The organism is Halocynthiibacter styelae (assembly GCF_016123485.1).
GTDB lineage: Bacteria > Pseudomonadota > Alphaproteobacteria > Rhodobacterales > Rhodobacteraceae > Halocynthiibacter > Halocynthiibacter styelae.
The window spans coordinates 48,608-61,167 of sequence record NZ_JADCKQ010000004.1; the positions used below are offsets into that span (position 1 = coordinate 48,608).

Genomic DNA, 12,560 nt, shown 5'->3' on the forward strand with positions numbered 1-12,560 from the left:
GTGTCACGATATTGATTGCGTTGTCTTGGGATTGAAGCTGTCGTTAGCGGTATGGTGCTCACTGCCGCCCTGACAAACAAAAACGCCGCCCTACAGGCGACGTTTCAGAAATCAGTTATATTGCGACAGACGCTGGGGTGGTTTGTAGAACAAATGCACCCCAATTGCGGCTGTGCGGTTGAACTGGCGTGCCCAGCGTGGGTTCACCGCGCGGGTGTGGTAATAGGTTGCGCCGCTTGTCAGGCTGCGTTCGCCGCCGTTCAGCATGGTCGCAGCCACTTTCTGCACCTGGTCATACGCGCGGGGCTCATTCACAATTTCAGCGCGCCCATCACAGGTATAGGTGAACTGGCACTGGTATTTACGGCCGGTGCCCTGATTGATCACACCGCAAACACTGTTTGGAAAACGCGCGCTGTCCACACGGTTGAGGATCACCTCAGCCACGGCAAACTGGCCTTCCACGCTTTCGCCACGTGCTTCGAAATACAGGGCTTCTGACAGGCAGGTCAGATCTGCGCTTGCGGCAGGTGTTGGCTGGGCGTTCACCCAGTCACGTGTATATTCCACATCACCCGCAGGCGTTGCAGTGCGTGCCGCATCGCGGGTTTCCACGGGTGGCAAAGTCAGTTGGCGCAGACGGCTTGTCCGTACTTCCCCAAGGGCCGCACGTTCCGCACCAATCATCATGGTCAGTTGTTCAGCGAAGTCACCTTCTGCCGGGTTGGTTGTATCTGCAACTGCACCAAAACCGGTGAGCGCAAGGATAAAGCCCGCGGCAGCGGTCATACGGTAAAAACTCATGTCATCCATCCATCGTTAAAGACAGCTGTTCCCCAGAACAGGTATCCGTAATTTCCGTCGTCCCGTTGTCGCGGTGAAGTATGAGAAGAGAGTTAACATTTCAACCCAGCCAAGGGCGGTGATCGGTAGATCAGCACCTTTTCGCCCCATTCAGAGGGAAAAATGCGGCAAAAACATCACTACTCAACCCTGCCGATTGTCAAAGACGGGTCGCACCCGCCTTCATTGCGCCACATTCATCAGCTTAGGCTTGGTGATTCTAACTCTCAATCTGATCCTTCAGCGCCAGATGCGCCCCCGCAAGCCAGGCCACAGGCACCCGGAAGGGCGAACAGGATACATAATCAAATCCGGCCTGCCGACAGAAGGCAATCGACTCGGGATTACCGCCGTGTTCCCCACAGATCGACAGGGTGACATCCGGCTGGGATCGCCGCGCGCGTTCTGCCCCGATCTCAAGCAATTCGCCTACGCCATCGGTATCAAGCGTGTGGAACGGATCCTCTGCATAGACTTCCTGGCGTACATATTCCGACATAAACCGCCCCGCATCATCGCGCGACAAACCGTAAGTCATCTGGGTCAGGTCGTTGGTCCCGAAGCTGAGGAAGGAAACATGTGGTGCGATTTCCTCTGCCCGCAGGGCCGCGCGTGGCGTTTCCACCATCACCCCCAGACGGAAATCAAATTCAACGCCGGATGCCGCACGCACCTGGGCCGCCACCAGATCAATGCGGGCCTTGACGATCTCAACCTCGCGCATGGCCGAAACCAGCGGGATCATGACTTCTGGTATAATCGCCTGCCCTTCTGCAGAAACCTCGGCCGCGGCTTCAAAGATCGCCCGCGCCTGCATATCGTAGATTTCCGGCACGGTGATCCCCAGACGCACGCCGCGCATACCCAGCATCGGGTTGAATTCAGACAGGGCTTTCACCCGCCGTTCCACATCAGACAGCGGCAGGTCCAGCGCCCCGGCCAACTCCCGCATGCCTTCACGAGTATGGGGCAGGAATTCATGCAGGGGCGGGTCAAACAGGCGAATACAGACCCGTTCCCCCCGCATAATTTCAAACAGCTTCTTGAAATCCGCCCGCTGCATCGGCAGTAAACGATCCAGCGCCGCAGCGCGATCATCGGGGGAGTTCGCGAAGATCATCTCGCGCATCAGGGTCAGGCGGTCATGTTCAAAGAACATATGTTCCGTGCGGCACAACCCGATGCCCCGCGCCCGGAAACGCCGGGCGATTTCCGCATCTGCAGGCGTGTCGGCATTGGCGCGCACCTTAATGTCGCTCACATCCTCAGCCCAGGTTAAGAGCGTTCGGAACCCGTCTTCAAGGGTGGGTTCCAGCAGTTCAGCAGCCCCATCCAGCACGTCACCGGAAGACCCGTCCACTGTGATCAGATCGCCTTCGCCCAGCTCACGGCCATCCGGCAGGATCAGGCGTTTTTCCTTGCGTTTCAGCTTCAGATCAGAGGCGCCCACAATACAGGGCAGACCCAGACCACGGGCAATCACCGCCGCGTGGCTGGACATGCCACCGCGTTCGGTCAGCACGGCAGAGGCCGCATGCATGCCGCGAATATCCTCTGGCGCGGTTTCGCGACGCACCAGAATACAGGCTTCATCACGGGCCTGGCTGGCCTGGGCCGCTGTCGCAGAAAATACGATCTTGCCGGTGGCAGCGCCCGGGCTGGCAGCAATGCCTTTCAGCAGCACATCACGGGGGGCATCCGGGTTGACCTGCCGGTGCAGAAGTTCGGTCAGCGCGCGCGGTTCAATCCGCAACAATGCCTCTTCCCGCGGAATAATCTTATCATTCGCCAGATCCACCGCCACACGCACGGCAGCAGGCGATGTGCGCTGCACCCGGATAGCATCCAGAATGCGCAATTCGCCGTTATCCACGACAAATTCCACTTCCATTTCCTCGCGCAGCTTTTCACGCAAGGACGCGCCATAACCGGTCAGCGTTGCGTAGCACTTCGGGCAGAGTTCTTCCATGGATGTGCCGCGTGCATCCTTCTGCAGGAACACCGCATCCCCATCCAGCGCGTCGCGCCCCTGGCTCTGACGTTTATAGCGGCCTTCGATCTGGCGGTGGCCGGTCTGAGGGTTGATGAACCGAATGACACCTGATCCACATTCACCACTGCCCAGACCAAAGATCATTTCCTGCACCACAAGACCCAGCCCCGCATCCGCAGGCGCGCCTTTGGCCTGACGCAAGAGGCGCGCGGTTGTGCCTTCCCAGGCCCGCGCCATGGATCGCAGGACCTCTTCCAGCTGATGGGCCGGGTCCTGGGGGAATTCTTCTTCGCATTCAAATTCATAGGCTTCCAGAACGCGTTTCAGCGCATCCGCGCTGTCGCTGTCATCGACCTCAAATTCATCCGGGTCCAGCCGCGCCACATGCACCGCATAGGATTGCACAAACCGGGTATACAGCCGGTCTGCCGCTTCCTGGCCCAGTTCTTCCGCCATCACCTTATGCCGTGCGGCATTCATGCCGATGTTCAGGATCGCCCCCGGACCACCCCAGTCGGGATCCTCAGAGGAGGGCCGCACAGAGACCACAGGCCTGTCGCCAAAGCTTGCCAGCATATCCTTCGCATCCGGAACCTGCCCCTGCGCAATGCCGCGAACGCAATCGAAACTCAGCGCGACCGTACGCGGCACGGGCATATTCAGGCGGGTCAGCCGTTGCAGACATTTCGCCCGCCCGCCGTGGGAATTCACGGCAATCGGGGCCCCTTCGGTGATCAGGGTATAGGATGTAACGGGCTGGTCAGGAGTATTCTGCACTGCGGCACCTTTTCTGCTTCATTGCAGCATAGCGCGTTTATGGCATCTGACAAGCAATGCATCATCCGTGGCGGTTTTTCTGGCGAAAAACCGGAAGGGGGCCAGCCCCCATCCATCTGCGATGGATTCCCCCGGGATATTTAGACTGAAAAGAAAAAGGGACCGCCGCCAGATTGAGGCGACGGTCCATTATGACAAGCTGTGTCAGCCTTCGACTTTGGTCAGGTCCGCCACGGAAAGGCAGATAGTGCGGATGCGGGACAGAAGGTTCAGGCGGTTGCGGCGCACGACCTGGTTGTCTGAATTCACCTGTACGGCTTCAAAAAACGCATCTACCGGCGCGCGCAGGGCGGCCATTTCGCCCATGGCGGCGGCGAAATCTTCCGCTTTCATAGCAGGGGCGATTTTTTCTTCCGCCAGATCCAGCGCGGCAAAAAGCGCCTTTTCGCTGTCATCTTCGGCGAATTTCACATCCGCGCCGTAGGAATATTCGACACCGTCTTTTTCTTCGGCCTGGGTCAGCAGGTTATTCGCGCGCTTAAAGCCCTGCAGCAGGTTTTCACCATCGTCAGTCGCCAGCAGGGCTGAGAGCGCTTTGGCCCGGTTGACCAGCAGCACCAGATCATCATTGCCGTCCATCGCAAGACAGGCATCGATCACATCATGACGAATGCCCTGATCCTTCAGGAAGACTTTCAGGCGGTCGTGGAAGAAGGAGAGGAGGTGAGAAATTGCGACTGCTGCATTTTCAATTGCAACATCAGCAAGCTTGTTAACAAACTCTGCTCCATCAACCTTAGACTTAGCATCCTCAACAGCTTGAGAGGCTACATTCGATGCTTCATTAGGCAGGCTATCGACAGCGGCCTTGAGTGTTTCCATCTTCCGAGAAACTTCAACGCCAGAAATAAACCCAGTCAAACGGGCATTATGCTTAAACACAACGTCCGCCAATTCCATCCGCACCCCATTCTCCAGCACAAGGCGGATCACGCCAAGGGCGGCGCGGCGCAGGGCGAATGGGTCTTTGGAACCTGTGGGTTTCTCATCAATCGCCCAGAAGCCGCACAAAAGGTCAAGCTTATCGGCCAGCGCCACGGCAACGGAGACATCAGAGGTGGGCACGTCATCAGACGGGCCAAGCGGGGAGTAATGGGCCTCGCAGGCCTCCGCCACTTTCGCAGGCAGACCAGCGGCGGCGGCGTAATACCGCCCCATAAGCCCCTGAAGTTCCGGGAATTCATAAACCATTTCTGAGGACAGATCCGCCTTGGCCACACGCGCCGCCTGTTCCGCCAGATCCGCATCTGCGCCCACAACGGGCGCCAATTCACGGGCGAGCGCGACGATACGTTCGATCCGTTCTTTCTGGGAACCCAGCTTGTTGTGGAACGTCACGTTCGCGAGGCTTGCCAGCCAGGGTTCCATTTTTTCACCGGTCGCAACGCGCAGGTCGTTTTCCCAGAAGAATTTCGCGTCTGACAGACGCGCAAACAACACCTTCTGGTTCCCCGCCAGAATGGTCGCGCCATTGTCTTTGGTTTCACGGTTGGCAACGGTGATGAATTTCACGATTTTGCCGGATTTCGGATCGCGCACAGAGAAGAACTTCTGATGTTCTTTCATAGAGGTCTGAAGCACCTCAGGCGGCAGATCAAGGAAGTCATCGGCAATATCACCCATCAGCACGACAGGCCATTCCACAAGACCTGCAACCTCACGCAGAAGGCCGGGATCTTCGACGATCTCAAGGCCCTGAGCGAAGGCCTGATTTGTGGCATCCTGCCAGATCATGTCCTGACGTTCCGAGGCGTCCAGAATGACATGGGCGGATTTCAGTTTCGCGGCGTAATCGTCAAAAGACGTCACAGAAATGCGGCCCGGGGCCATGAAACGGTGGCCTTCGGTGAAGTCACCGGATGTGATGCCGTCGATGTCCATCGGCACAACGGTTGCGCCGGTTTCATCAGACAAAAGCGCGATGATGGAATGCAACGGACGCACCCAACGCAGGCTGCCGGTGCCCCAGCGCATGGATTTCTGCCACGGGAAGTTGCGGATCGCGCCTTCCAGAACTTCAGCGATAATATCTGCGGCCGGGCGACCAGGCTTTACGATGGTTGCAAAGTAAAACGCGCCCTTCTTTTCGTCACGCTCGACCAGATCTTCACGGGCAACCCCTGCCCCGCGCAGAAACCCTTCCAGCGCTTTTTCAGGCGCGCCCACCTTCGGGCCGCGGCGTTCTTCGCGCACTTCCGGGCTTTCGCCCAGCAGGCCTTCTACGGCCAGAACCAGACGACGCGGGGTCGAGAACGTCCCGGCAGAGGCATAGGTCAGACCGGCATCTACCAGACCATTGGTGACAAGTTTCTTCAGGTCATCCGCGGCTTTCCCCTGCATACGGGCGGGGATTTCCTCAGAAAAAAGTTCAATCAGAAGATCAGGCATGGTCGTGGCTTTCGGGCTTATCTTATTCGGGTTCGGATTTGCGGCGTGTTACGGGCGGGACGGACAGTGATCGGGCACAGGGCGGCCGTCTTCAAAGACTTCTTTGCCGCAGGCGTTCATCTGATGCCAGACAAAACCGCGCCCGTCTGGCATAATGGCAATCACGCGGTCAAAGCCCCAGTGGATGTCTTTCTGACCGAGGAAGGCAATGGCTTCACCGCGTTCCAGCGCTTCACCCACCTCAACCGCATCATAGCAGTCAAACCAGGCAGGCGCGGTCAGAGGCGTTGCATCTTCAAAGGTCACATAGGTTTCGGTCATCATCGCCTGGCTTTGTGGCGTTGTGAAACAGGCACGGTAGCGCAGGGGCGAGCTGTCTGAATCAATGCCCTCAAAATCTTCAAAGATGATTTCTTCCGGCAGATCCGTGGCCAGAGAAACAACTTCCACACGTCCGTCAGCACCTGCGGGGATTTCGTCATAAAAGGCGTAAACCTGAAGGTAATACATCAGGATGCCTGCGGCGATTGCACACACAAGAATGCTCCCTGCAAGAAATTTTCCCATTGGTCCGGTCTCCGTCTTTGGTACAAGTTACGATTGCCAGCCCGCCCCGCGCATGGCACAGAGCCTTTATTCAGCCTGACATAAGGAAGACAAAATGTCCGATCCCTTCGCAGTGTCCATGTTCGGGGCACTTTTTGCAGTAATGAACCCCTTTGTAAACCTGCCAGTTTTCCTCAGTCTGACTTCTGCACTTGACCGCCCTGCCCAGCGCAAAACCGCACTGCAGGTGGTGTTTTTCACGTTGATCACATGTGCTGTTGTCGCCGGGGCGGGGTCTGCGATCCTGAATTTCTTTGATATTTCCGTCGATGCCTTCCGCGTGGCCGGCGGTCTTGTGCTGGCGCAGATCGGGTTTCATATGCTCAATGGCAGTGAAAGCAGCGCTCACCACGGCACAGACAGTGAGAAAGAAGAACACAATCAGCAGGACAACATCGCCTTTTACCCCATGACCTTCCCGATGCTGGTGGGCCCGGGCACGATGACCACGCTGATCCTGTTCTCACATAAGGCGGATACGCTCACAAAATGGATCACCTATGGTGCCGTTACCGGCGCGGTTCTCCTGATCCTGCTGGTGGTTCTGTTCTTCGCCGGGGATATCGGGCGTTTTCTGACCCAGACCATGCGCAACATCATGACCCGTATAATGGGCATGATCCTTGTCGCCATAGCGGTTGGTATGGTTGTTGCGGGTCTGAAGGTGCTGCTGCCGGGCCTTGGCTGACCCGGCAGAACAGGTTTAAGCGATCCAGGCGGCTTTGCGTTTGTCAAAGAACGCACCGATGCCCTCGGAACTCTCGCTGTCTTCCCAGCGCCCGGCAAGCGCGGCAATCGACATATCAATGACGTCGTCATCAATGCGCGGGCCAAGGGCGCGCGCCAGCGCCTTGGCGTCCGCAACCGCGCGTGGCGCACAGGACAGATAAGGTACGACCTCGGCCTCAACGGCGGCATCCAGTTCCTCAGAGGTAACAACCTTCGCCAGCAGATCCATGTCATGGGCTTCATCTGCGGTGAAAAGGCGGGCGTTCATAAAGACACGCCGCGCCTTGCCTTCGCCCATGCGGGCCAGAACATATGGTCCGATGGTCGCCGGGATCAGACCCAGGCGTGTTTCCGTCAGCCCGAATTTCGCACCGTCCACACCGATGGCAATGTCACAGACAGACAGCATCCCGATGCCGCCGCCAAAGGCATTGCCCTGCACCCGCCCGATCAGCGGTTTTGGCATGGTGTTCAGCGCCTGCAGCATCTCTGCCAGTTTACGTGCTTCTTTCATGCGTGTCACAGGATCTGCGGCCATCTGATCCTGCATCCAGCGCAAGTCACCCCCGGCACAAAAGCTTTTGCCCGCGCCTGTCAGCACGACAACACGCACTGCCTCATCCGCGCCCAGCTGCCCTGCCACATCCGTCAGTTCTGCCAGCATCTGTGCGCTCATGGCGTTGTGTTTCTCAGGACGATCAAGCGTCAGCCTGGCAATACCGCGATCATCAACGCCAATATCCAGCGTTTCATAAGAATAAGTCATCATATCTCTCCACTCGCATCCGGAATTTTTGAAAAATTCCGACACAGATTTTTTCAAAAAATCTGCGCGCCTCAGCTTTCCCGCATTTTACGTGCCATTACAGCCGCTTCCTGCACGATGTTCGCATCAAGCCCGGTATCAATCCCGATCCGTTCGCAATGCTCCATCACTCGTTCCGTGGCCACATTCCCCGCAGCCCCCGGCGCATAAGGACAGCCGCCAAGACCGCCCACGGCTGCATCAAAGACCTTCACCCCAAGCGAAATCGAGGCATCAATGTTATCAATCGCCCGCCCGCTTGTGTCGTGATAATGCCCCGCCAGACGGTGCACCGGCACAACGTCACGCACAGCCAACAGCATCTTCGCAATGCTATCAGGTGTGGCCTGGCCAATCGTGTCACCCAGGGAAATCTCATAGCAGCCCATGGCAAACAACGCTTCAGCCACACGCGCGACTTCACCCGGATCAACCTTGCCGTCATAGGGGCAATCCGTCACGCAAGACACATAGCCCCGCACCGGCAGATCCACATGACGCGCCGCTTCCATGATCGGCTTAAACCGCTCTAAGCTTTCTTCAATCGTCGCGTTAATATTAGCCTTTGAGAAGCCTTCAGACGCCGATCCAAAGATCGAAATCTCATCCGCTTTCGCTGCGATCGCCCCTTCATAACCACGCATATTCGGCGTCAAAGCCGCATAACTGATACCTTCACCCCGGGTGATACCCGCCAGAACATCCGCACTATCGGCCATCTGTGGCACCCATTTCGGTGACACGAAACTGGCGCATTCAATCCGGCGAAAACCAGCACGCGACAGGCAGTCCACCAAAGCAATCTTTTCAGCCGTTGGGATCTGGCGTTTCTCGTTCTGCAAACCATCCCGCGGCCCACATTCAAAAATCTCAATCGCTTCTGTCATGATGTTTCCTCCGGTTTCCCCACCTCAGGCGGCGGGTAAAAGTCTTTGCGGTAAATCAGCGCCTCCCCTTCCTTGGGCAATGCTTTCGCAAAGCCCGGGCGCGCTTTAAATCTGTCCCACCATGCGCTTAAGTTCGGCATATCATCAAGGCTTGTGAATTTCTCACCGACAAACACGCCATAGGCCAAGGCACAATCCACCGCAGAAAATCCGCCCGCCAGCATCCAGTCGCGCCCGTCCTCCAGCTGCGCCTCAAGCCGCCTCAAAGTCACCGCCAGGCGTTTGGCTTCAAGCCCCATCTGCGTCGGGGATTTCATCCAATCCTGGTACAAAACAATATGCGCCTGGGTCAGGTTCGCACAATGCTGCCCCGTGGTTTCTGCATAATGCAGCAGATCCAGATATTCGGCCCGATCCGGTGTTCCCGGCGCACGCGACAACGCCCCCTCGCCCAGCTCCGCCAGGTATTCAACCGCCGCGCCACTTTCACAAATCACCTGGCCATTCCCGATCTCAAGCGCAGGCACACGCCCCGCCGGGTTCAACGCCTTATATTCCGCACTGCGCAGACTTTTATCAAAGAAGTTGTAACTGACCAGTTCATACTCCAGCCCCAATTCCTCCAACATCCAGATCACCCGCATAGAGCGCGCCTGTGGTGCATGATGTAAACGTATCATAGTCTTCCCCTCACCAGAGCCAATGCCCCGTTTCGATCACATGCTGCGCATAGCCAACAAGAAACGCCACCAAGAGCAGCAGCCAGTAAAACACCGACGTTTTTTTCATTTTCAGGTTGCGCCTCAGTACGCAGCGCATCCTTCCGGAAGACATCCACTATGATCCCGATGGTCCAGCCGAACATCTTCCCAATCGTTAGATAGATCACAAGATCCAGCACTAGCCAGGCCGTGACAATAAGCAACAACCAAGGGTGCAACCCGACAAAATAAGAGCCTACACAGAAGGCCGGGAGAAGCAGCCATTCCAGCAGCGTTCCCCACCCGATCTTCATGCTGCGACCTCGCCTTCATCAGCCAGACGGATCAATGCCGCACCAGCCTCAACCTGCCCGCCTGCTGCGCACAGAACCTCTGCCACCACGCCATCGCGGGCTGCCGCCAATGTGTGTTCCATTTTCATGGCTTCCAGCACCGCCAGGGCGTCGCCTTCTTTTACGACGGCCCCCGCTTCAACCATAACGGCCTTCACCAGCCCCGGCATGGGGGCTTCGATCAGGCTCGGATCACCGCCAGCCCCATGGGCCACGTCCAGCACGTCCACAGCTTCAAAGTGGTAATTGTTGCCCCAGAACACCGTGACATTATCACCCAGAACAGCAATCTGCGCAGGCGTTTTGTCACCGCCAACCCACCAAATACCATCCGTGCGTGTCACCGTGACAAAACCGCCACCCAGCTCAATGTGGAAATTACGATCAGTCATCGTGGTGATCCGTGCTTCGATCTCCTCACCCTTATGGGAAAATTTCACTGTCACAGGCACACGCGCCCAAAGGCCAAAACCGGTTTCCGGCGTATTGTCCCCCGCAAGCCCCGCAAAGCCCAGAGCCGCCAGGCTACGCGCCTTAATGCAAGGCACAGGATCCGGCGTCAGCGTGTCAATATCACGATCAATCAAGCCGGTATCCACACGGCCCGCCGCAAAATCATCATGGCGCACGAGGGCCCGCAAAAACGCAAGGTTTGTCACCGATCCCGCCACCTGGGTTTCCGCCAGGGCCTGGGCCATCTTGCCCAGCGCAATGTCACGTGATCCGCCATGGGTGATGATTTTCGCAATCATCGGATCATACCAAGGCGAAATTTCATCGCCCTTGCGCACCCCACTGTCAGACCGCGCGCCTTCAGGGAATTGCAAATGCGTCAGCGTGCCCGTGGCAGGCAAGAACCCCGCAGGCACATCTTCTGCGTACAAACGCACCTCAAAACTATGGCCATTGATCGTCAGATCTTCCTGACACGCTGGCAGGCTTTCACCACTGGCCACACGCAGCTGCCATTCCACCAGATCAACGCCGGTAATGGCCTCGGTCACAGGGTGTTCCACCTGCAAACGCGTGTTCATTTCCATGAACCAAAACCCATCAGCGCGCAGGCCATCCGACCCATCAACGATAAATTCCACCGTGCCTGCGCCGGCGTAGCCGATTGCCTCGGCCGCGCGCGTGGCCGCGTCCCCCATGGCTTTGCGCACTTCCGCAGTCATGCCCGGCGCCGGGGCTTCCTCAATCACCTTCTGGTGACGGCGCTGCAGGGAACAGTCCCGTTCAAACAGATGCACCGCATCTGTGCCGTCGCCAAAAACCTGCACCTCAATGTGACGCGGGGATGTCACAAATTTCTCAATCAGCACCGCATCATTGCCAAAGGCGGTTTTCGCCTCGCCCATCGCGCTGGCCAAAGCCGCGTCAAATTCAGCTTCCGCCTCAACCAACCGCATGCCTTTACCGCCGCCGCCGGCAACCGCTTTGATCAACACCGGATAGCCGATCTTGCCAGCTTCCGCCTTCAAAAGCGCAGGATCCTGGTCCTCACCGTGATAGCCCGGGACAACCGGCACGCCTGCTTCAATCATCAGGGCCTTGGCCGCGTCTTTCAGACCCATCGCCCGGATCGCTTTCGCAGACGGGCCGATGAAAGCGATACCCGCCGCATCACAGGCCTCTACGAAATCCGGATTCTCGGACAGAAAGCCATAGCCCGGATGAATACCCTCAGCGCCCGTGTCTTTTGCGGCCTGCAGAATACGTTCCTGCACAAGGTAACTGTCCGCAGGCGCATTCGCCCCGATATGCACGGCCTCATCCGCCATGGCGACATGTTTCGCCTTTGCATCCGCATCGGAATAGACAGCCACGGTTTTCACGCCCATGCGGCGCGCTGTTTCCATCACCCGGCAGGCAATCTCACCCCGGTTGGCGATCAGGATTTTCTTAAACATCAGTTTTCTCCCGCGTTATGCGTTTGTGCGGGGGCTCTGCCCGCAGAATTTTCACCCGGCCAGCTGCGATAGCGGTGCCGGAAGGTCAGGTTCGCCCGATCACTGTCGAGCAGATAAAACATCACAAGAAATGACATGCCGCCCGCCACAACGCCCGTGAAAGGCCCCGTCAGTGCAAGCGCAACAGAGGCAGCAAAATGCACGGCGGCAAACATGACGGTCGCCTGCCCCCGTATGGCAAACCCCAGCAGGATCAACACGGTCAGGATCAACAGCACCCCGTGGATCAGCACACCAAAGAAGTTCTCAATCGGGTAATAGCCTGTCAACGCAGCAATGCTGAACAGCGCCACAGAAAGGTAATACAGGATCGCTCCCCACATCAGCCCGCCAACACGGCCCAGCCTGTGCCCATGGGCAACATGGCGCGGCACATAAACCCACTGCGCCCCGGTTGAGGGGTCCAGATCACCACGTTCAAATGTGATTTCGTTCTTCTCTATCATAT

At 57.5% G+C, this 12,560-nt stretch carries 11 protein-coding genes; 1 reads left to right on the top strand and 10 read right to left on the bottom strand.

What is annotated here, in order from left to right; all coding sequences use genetic code 11:
• Positions 1-111: 111 nt before the first annotated feature.
• From H1D41_RS06480 to H1D41_RS06495, 4 genes are all read right to left on the bottom strand, one after another.
• On the bottom strand, positions 112-804 hold the full coding sequence (locus H1D41_RS06480) for a cell wall hydrolase (protein ID WP_228848128.1): 693 nt from the start codon (positions 802-804) through the stop codon (positions 112-114).
• A 259-nt stretch (positions 805-1,063) separates the two neighbouring features.
• Positions 1,064-3,613 (bottom strand): putative PEP-binding protein, encoded by a 2,550-nt coding sequence (locus tag H1D41_RS06485; RefSeq protein ID WP_228848129.1) that lies wholly within the window; start codon positions 3,611-3,613, stop codon positions 1,064-1,066.
• A gap of 204 nt (positions 3,614-3,817) precedes the next feature.
• Positions 3,818-6,061 (bottom strand): glycine--tRNA ligase subunit beta, encoded by a 2,244-nt coding sequence (glyS, locus tag H1D41_RS06490; protein ID WP_228848130.1) that lies wholly within the window; start codon positions 6,059-6,061, stop codon positions 3,818-3,820.
• Positions 6,062-6,109: 48 nt separating this feature from the next.
• Positions 6,110-6,628: a DUF6446 family protein gene (locus H1D41_RS06495; RefSeq protein ID WP_228848131.1), complete on the bottom strand. Its 519-nt coding sequence runs from the start codon at positions 6,626-6,628 to the stop codon at positions 6,110-6,112.
• 94 nt (positions 6,629-6,722) lie between these two features.
• On the opposite strand from H1D41_RS06495, the gene H1D41_RS06500 reads away from it, so the two are divergent.
• A complete protein-coding gene (locus tag H1D41_RS06500; protein ID WP_228848132.1) occupies positions 6,723-7,355 on the top strand; it encodes a MarC family protein in 633 nt (210 codons plus the stop codon).
• Positions 7,356-7,370: 15 nt separating this feature from the next.
• Here H1D41_RS06500 and H1D41_RS06505 read toward each other — a convergent pair whose 3' ends face one another.
• From H1D41_RS06505 to H1D41_RS06530, 6 genes are all read right to left on the bottom strand, one after another.
• Entirely contained in the window at positions 7,371-8,162 is a 792-nt protein-coding gene (locus H1D41_RS06505) for a crotonase/enoyl-CoA hydratase family protein (protein ID WP_228848133.1), read from the bottom strand.
• 71 nt (positions 8,163-8,233) lie between these two features.
• Positions 8,234-9,088 (bottom strand): hydroxymethylglutaryl-CoA lyase, encoded by an 855-nt coding sequence (locus tag H1D41_RS06510; RefSeq protein ID WP_228848134.1) that lies wholly within the window; start codon positions 9,086-9,088, stop codon positions 8,234-8,236.
• Entirely contained in the window at positions 9,085-9,768 is a 684-nt protein-coding gene (locus H1D41_RS06515) for a glutathione S-transferase family protein (protein ID WP_228848135.1), read from the bottom strand. The genes H1D41_RS06510 and H1D41_RS06515 overlap by 4 nt, the downstream gene beginning before the upstream one ends.
• Positions 9,765-10,103 carry a hypothetical protein gene (locus tag H1D41_RS06520; RefSeq protein ID WP_228848136.1) on the bottom strand — a complete coding sequence of 113 codons (339 nt, stop codon included), beginning with the start codon at positions 10,101-10,103 and terminating at the stop codon, positions 9,765-9,767. Before H1D41_RS06520 ends, H1D41_RS06515 begins: the two co-directional genes overlap by 4 nt.
• Positions 10,100-12,052: an acetyl/propionyl/methylcrotonyl-CoA carboxylase subunit alpha gene (locus H1D41_RS06525; RefSeq protein ID WP_228848137.1), complete on the bottom strand. Its 1,953-nt coding sequence runs from the start codon at positions 12,050-12,052 to the stop codon at positions 10,100-10,102. The genes H1D41_RS06520 and H1D41_RS06525 overlap by 4 nt, the downstream gene beginning before the upstream one ends.
• Complete coding sequence (locus tag H1D41_RS06530) at positions 12,052-12,558, bottom strand: hypothetical protein (protein WP_228848138.1); 507 nt, start codon at positions 12,556-12,558, stop codon at positions 12,052-12,054. Before H1D41_RS06530 ends, H1D41_RS06525 begins: the two co-directional genes overlap by 1 nt.
• Positions 12,559-12,560: the final 2 nt, after the last annotated feature.

Excerpts from the sequence above, each read along its gene's own strand:
- H1D41_RS06480 (WP_228848128.1), bottom strand. The coding sequence starts at position 804 with ATGAGTTTTTACCGTATGACCGCTGCCGCGGGCTTTATCCTTGCGCTC.
- glyS (WP_228848130.1), bottom strand. The coding sequence starts at position 6,061 with ATGCCTGATCTTCTGATTGAACTTTTTTCTGAGGAAATCCCCGCCCGT.
- H1D41_RS06495 (WP_228848131.1), bottom strand. The coding sequence starts at position 6,628 with ATGGGAAAATTTCTTGCAGGGAGCATTCTTGTGTGTGCAATCGCCGCA.
- H1D41_RS06500 (WP_228848132.1), top strand. The coding sequence starts at position 6,723 with ATGTCCGATCCCTTCGCAGTGTCCATGTTCGGGGCACTTTTTGCAGTA.
- H1D41_RS06505 (WP_228848133.1), bottom strand. The coding sequence starts at position 8,162 with ATGACTTATTCTTATGAAACGCTGGATATTGGCGTTGATGATCGCGGT.
- H1D41_RS06510 (WP_228848134.1), bottom strand. The coding sequence starts at position 9,088 with ATGACAGAAGCGATTGAGATTTTTGAATGTGGGCCGCGGGATGGTTTG.
- H1D41_RS06515 (WP_228848135.1), bottom strand. The coding sequence starts at position 9,768 with ATGATACGTTTACATCATGCACCACAGGCGCGCTCTATGCGGGTGATC.
- H1D41_RS06520 (WP_228848136.1), bottom strand. The coding sequence starts at position 10,103 with ATGAAGATCGGGTGGGGAACGCTGCTGGAATGGCTGCTTCTCCCGGCC.
- H1D41_RS06525 (WP_228848137.1), bottom strand. The coding sequence starts at position 12,052 with ATGTTTAAGAAAATCCTGATCGCCAACCGGGGTGAGATTGCCTGCCGG.
- H1D41_RS06530 (WP_228848138.1), bottom strand. The coding sequence starts at position 12,558 with ATGATAGAGAAGAACGAAATCACATTTGAACGTGGTGATCTGGACCCC.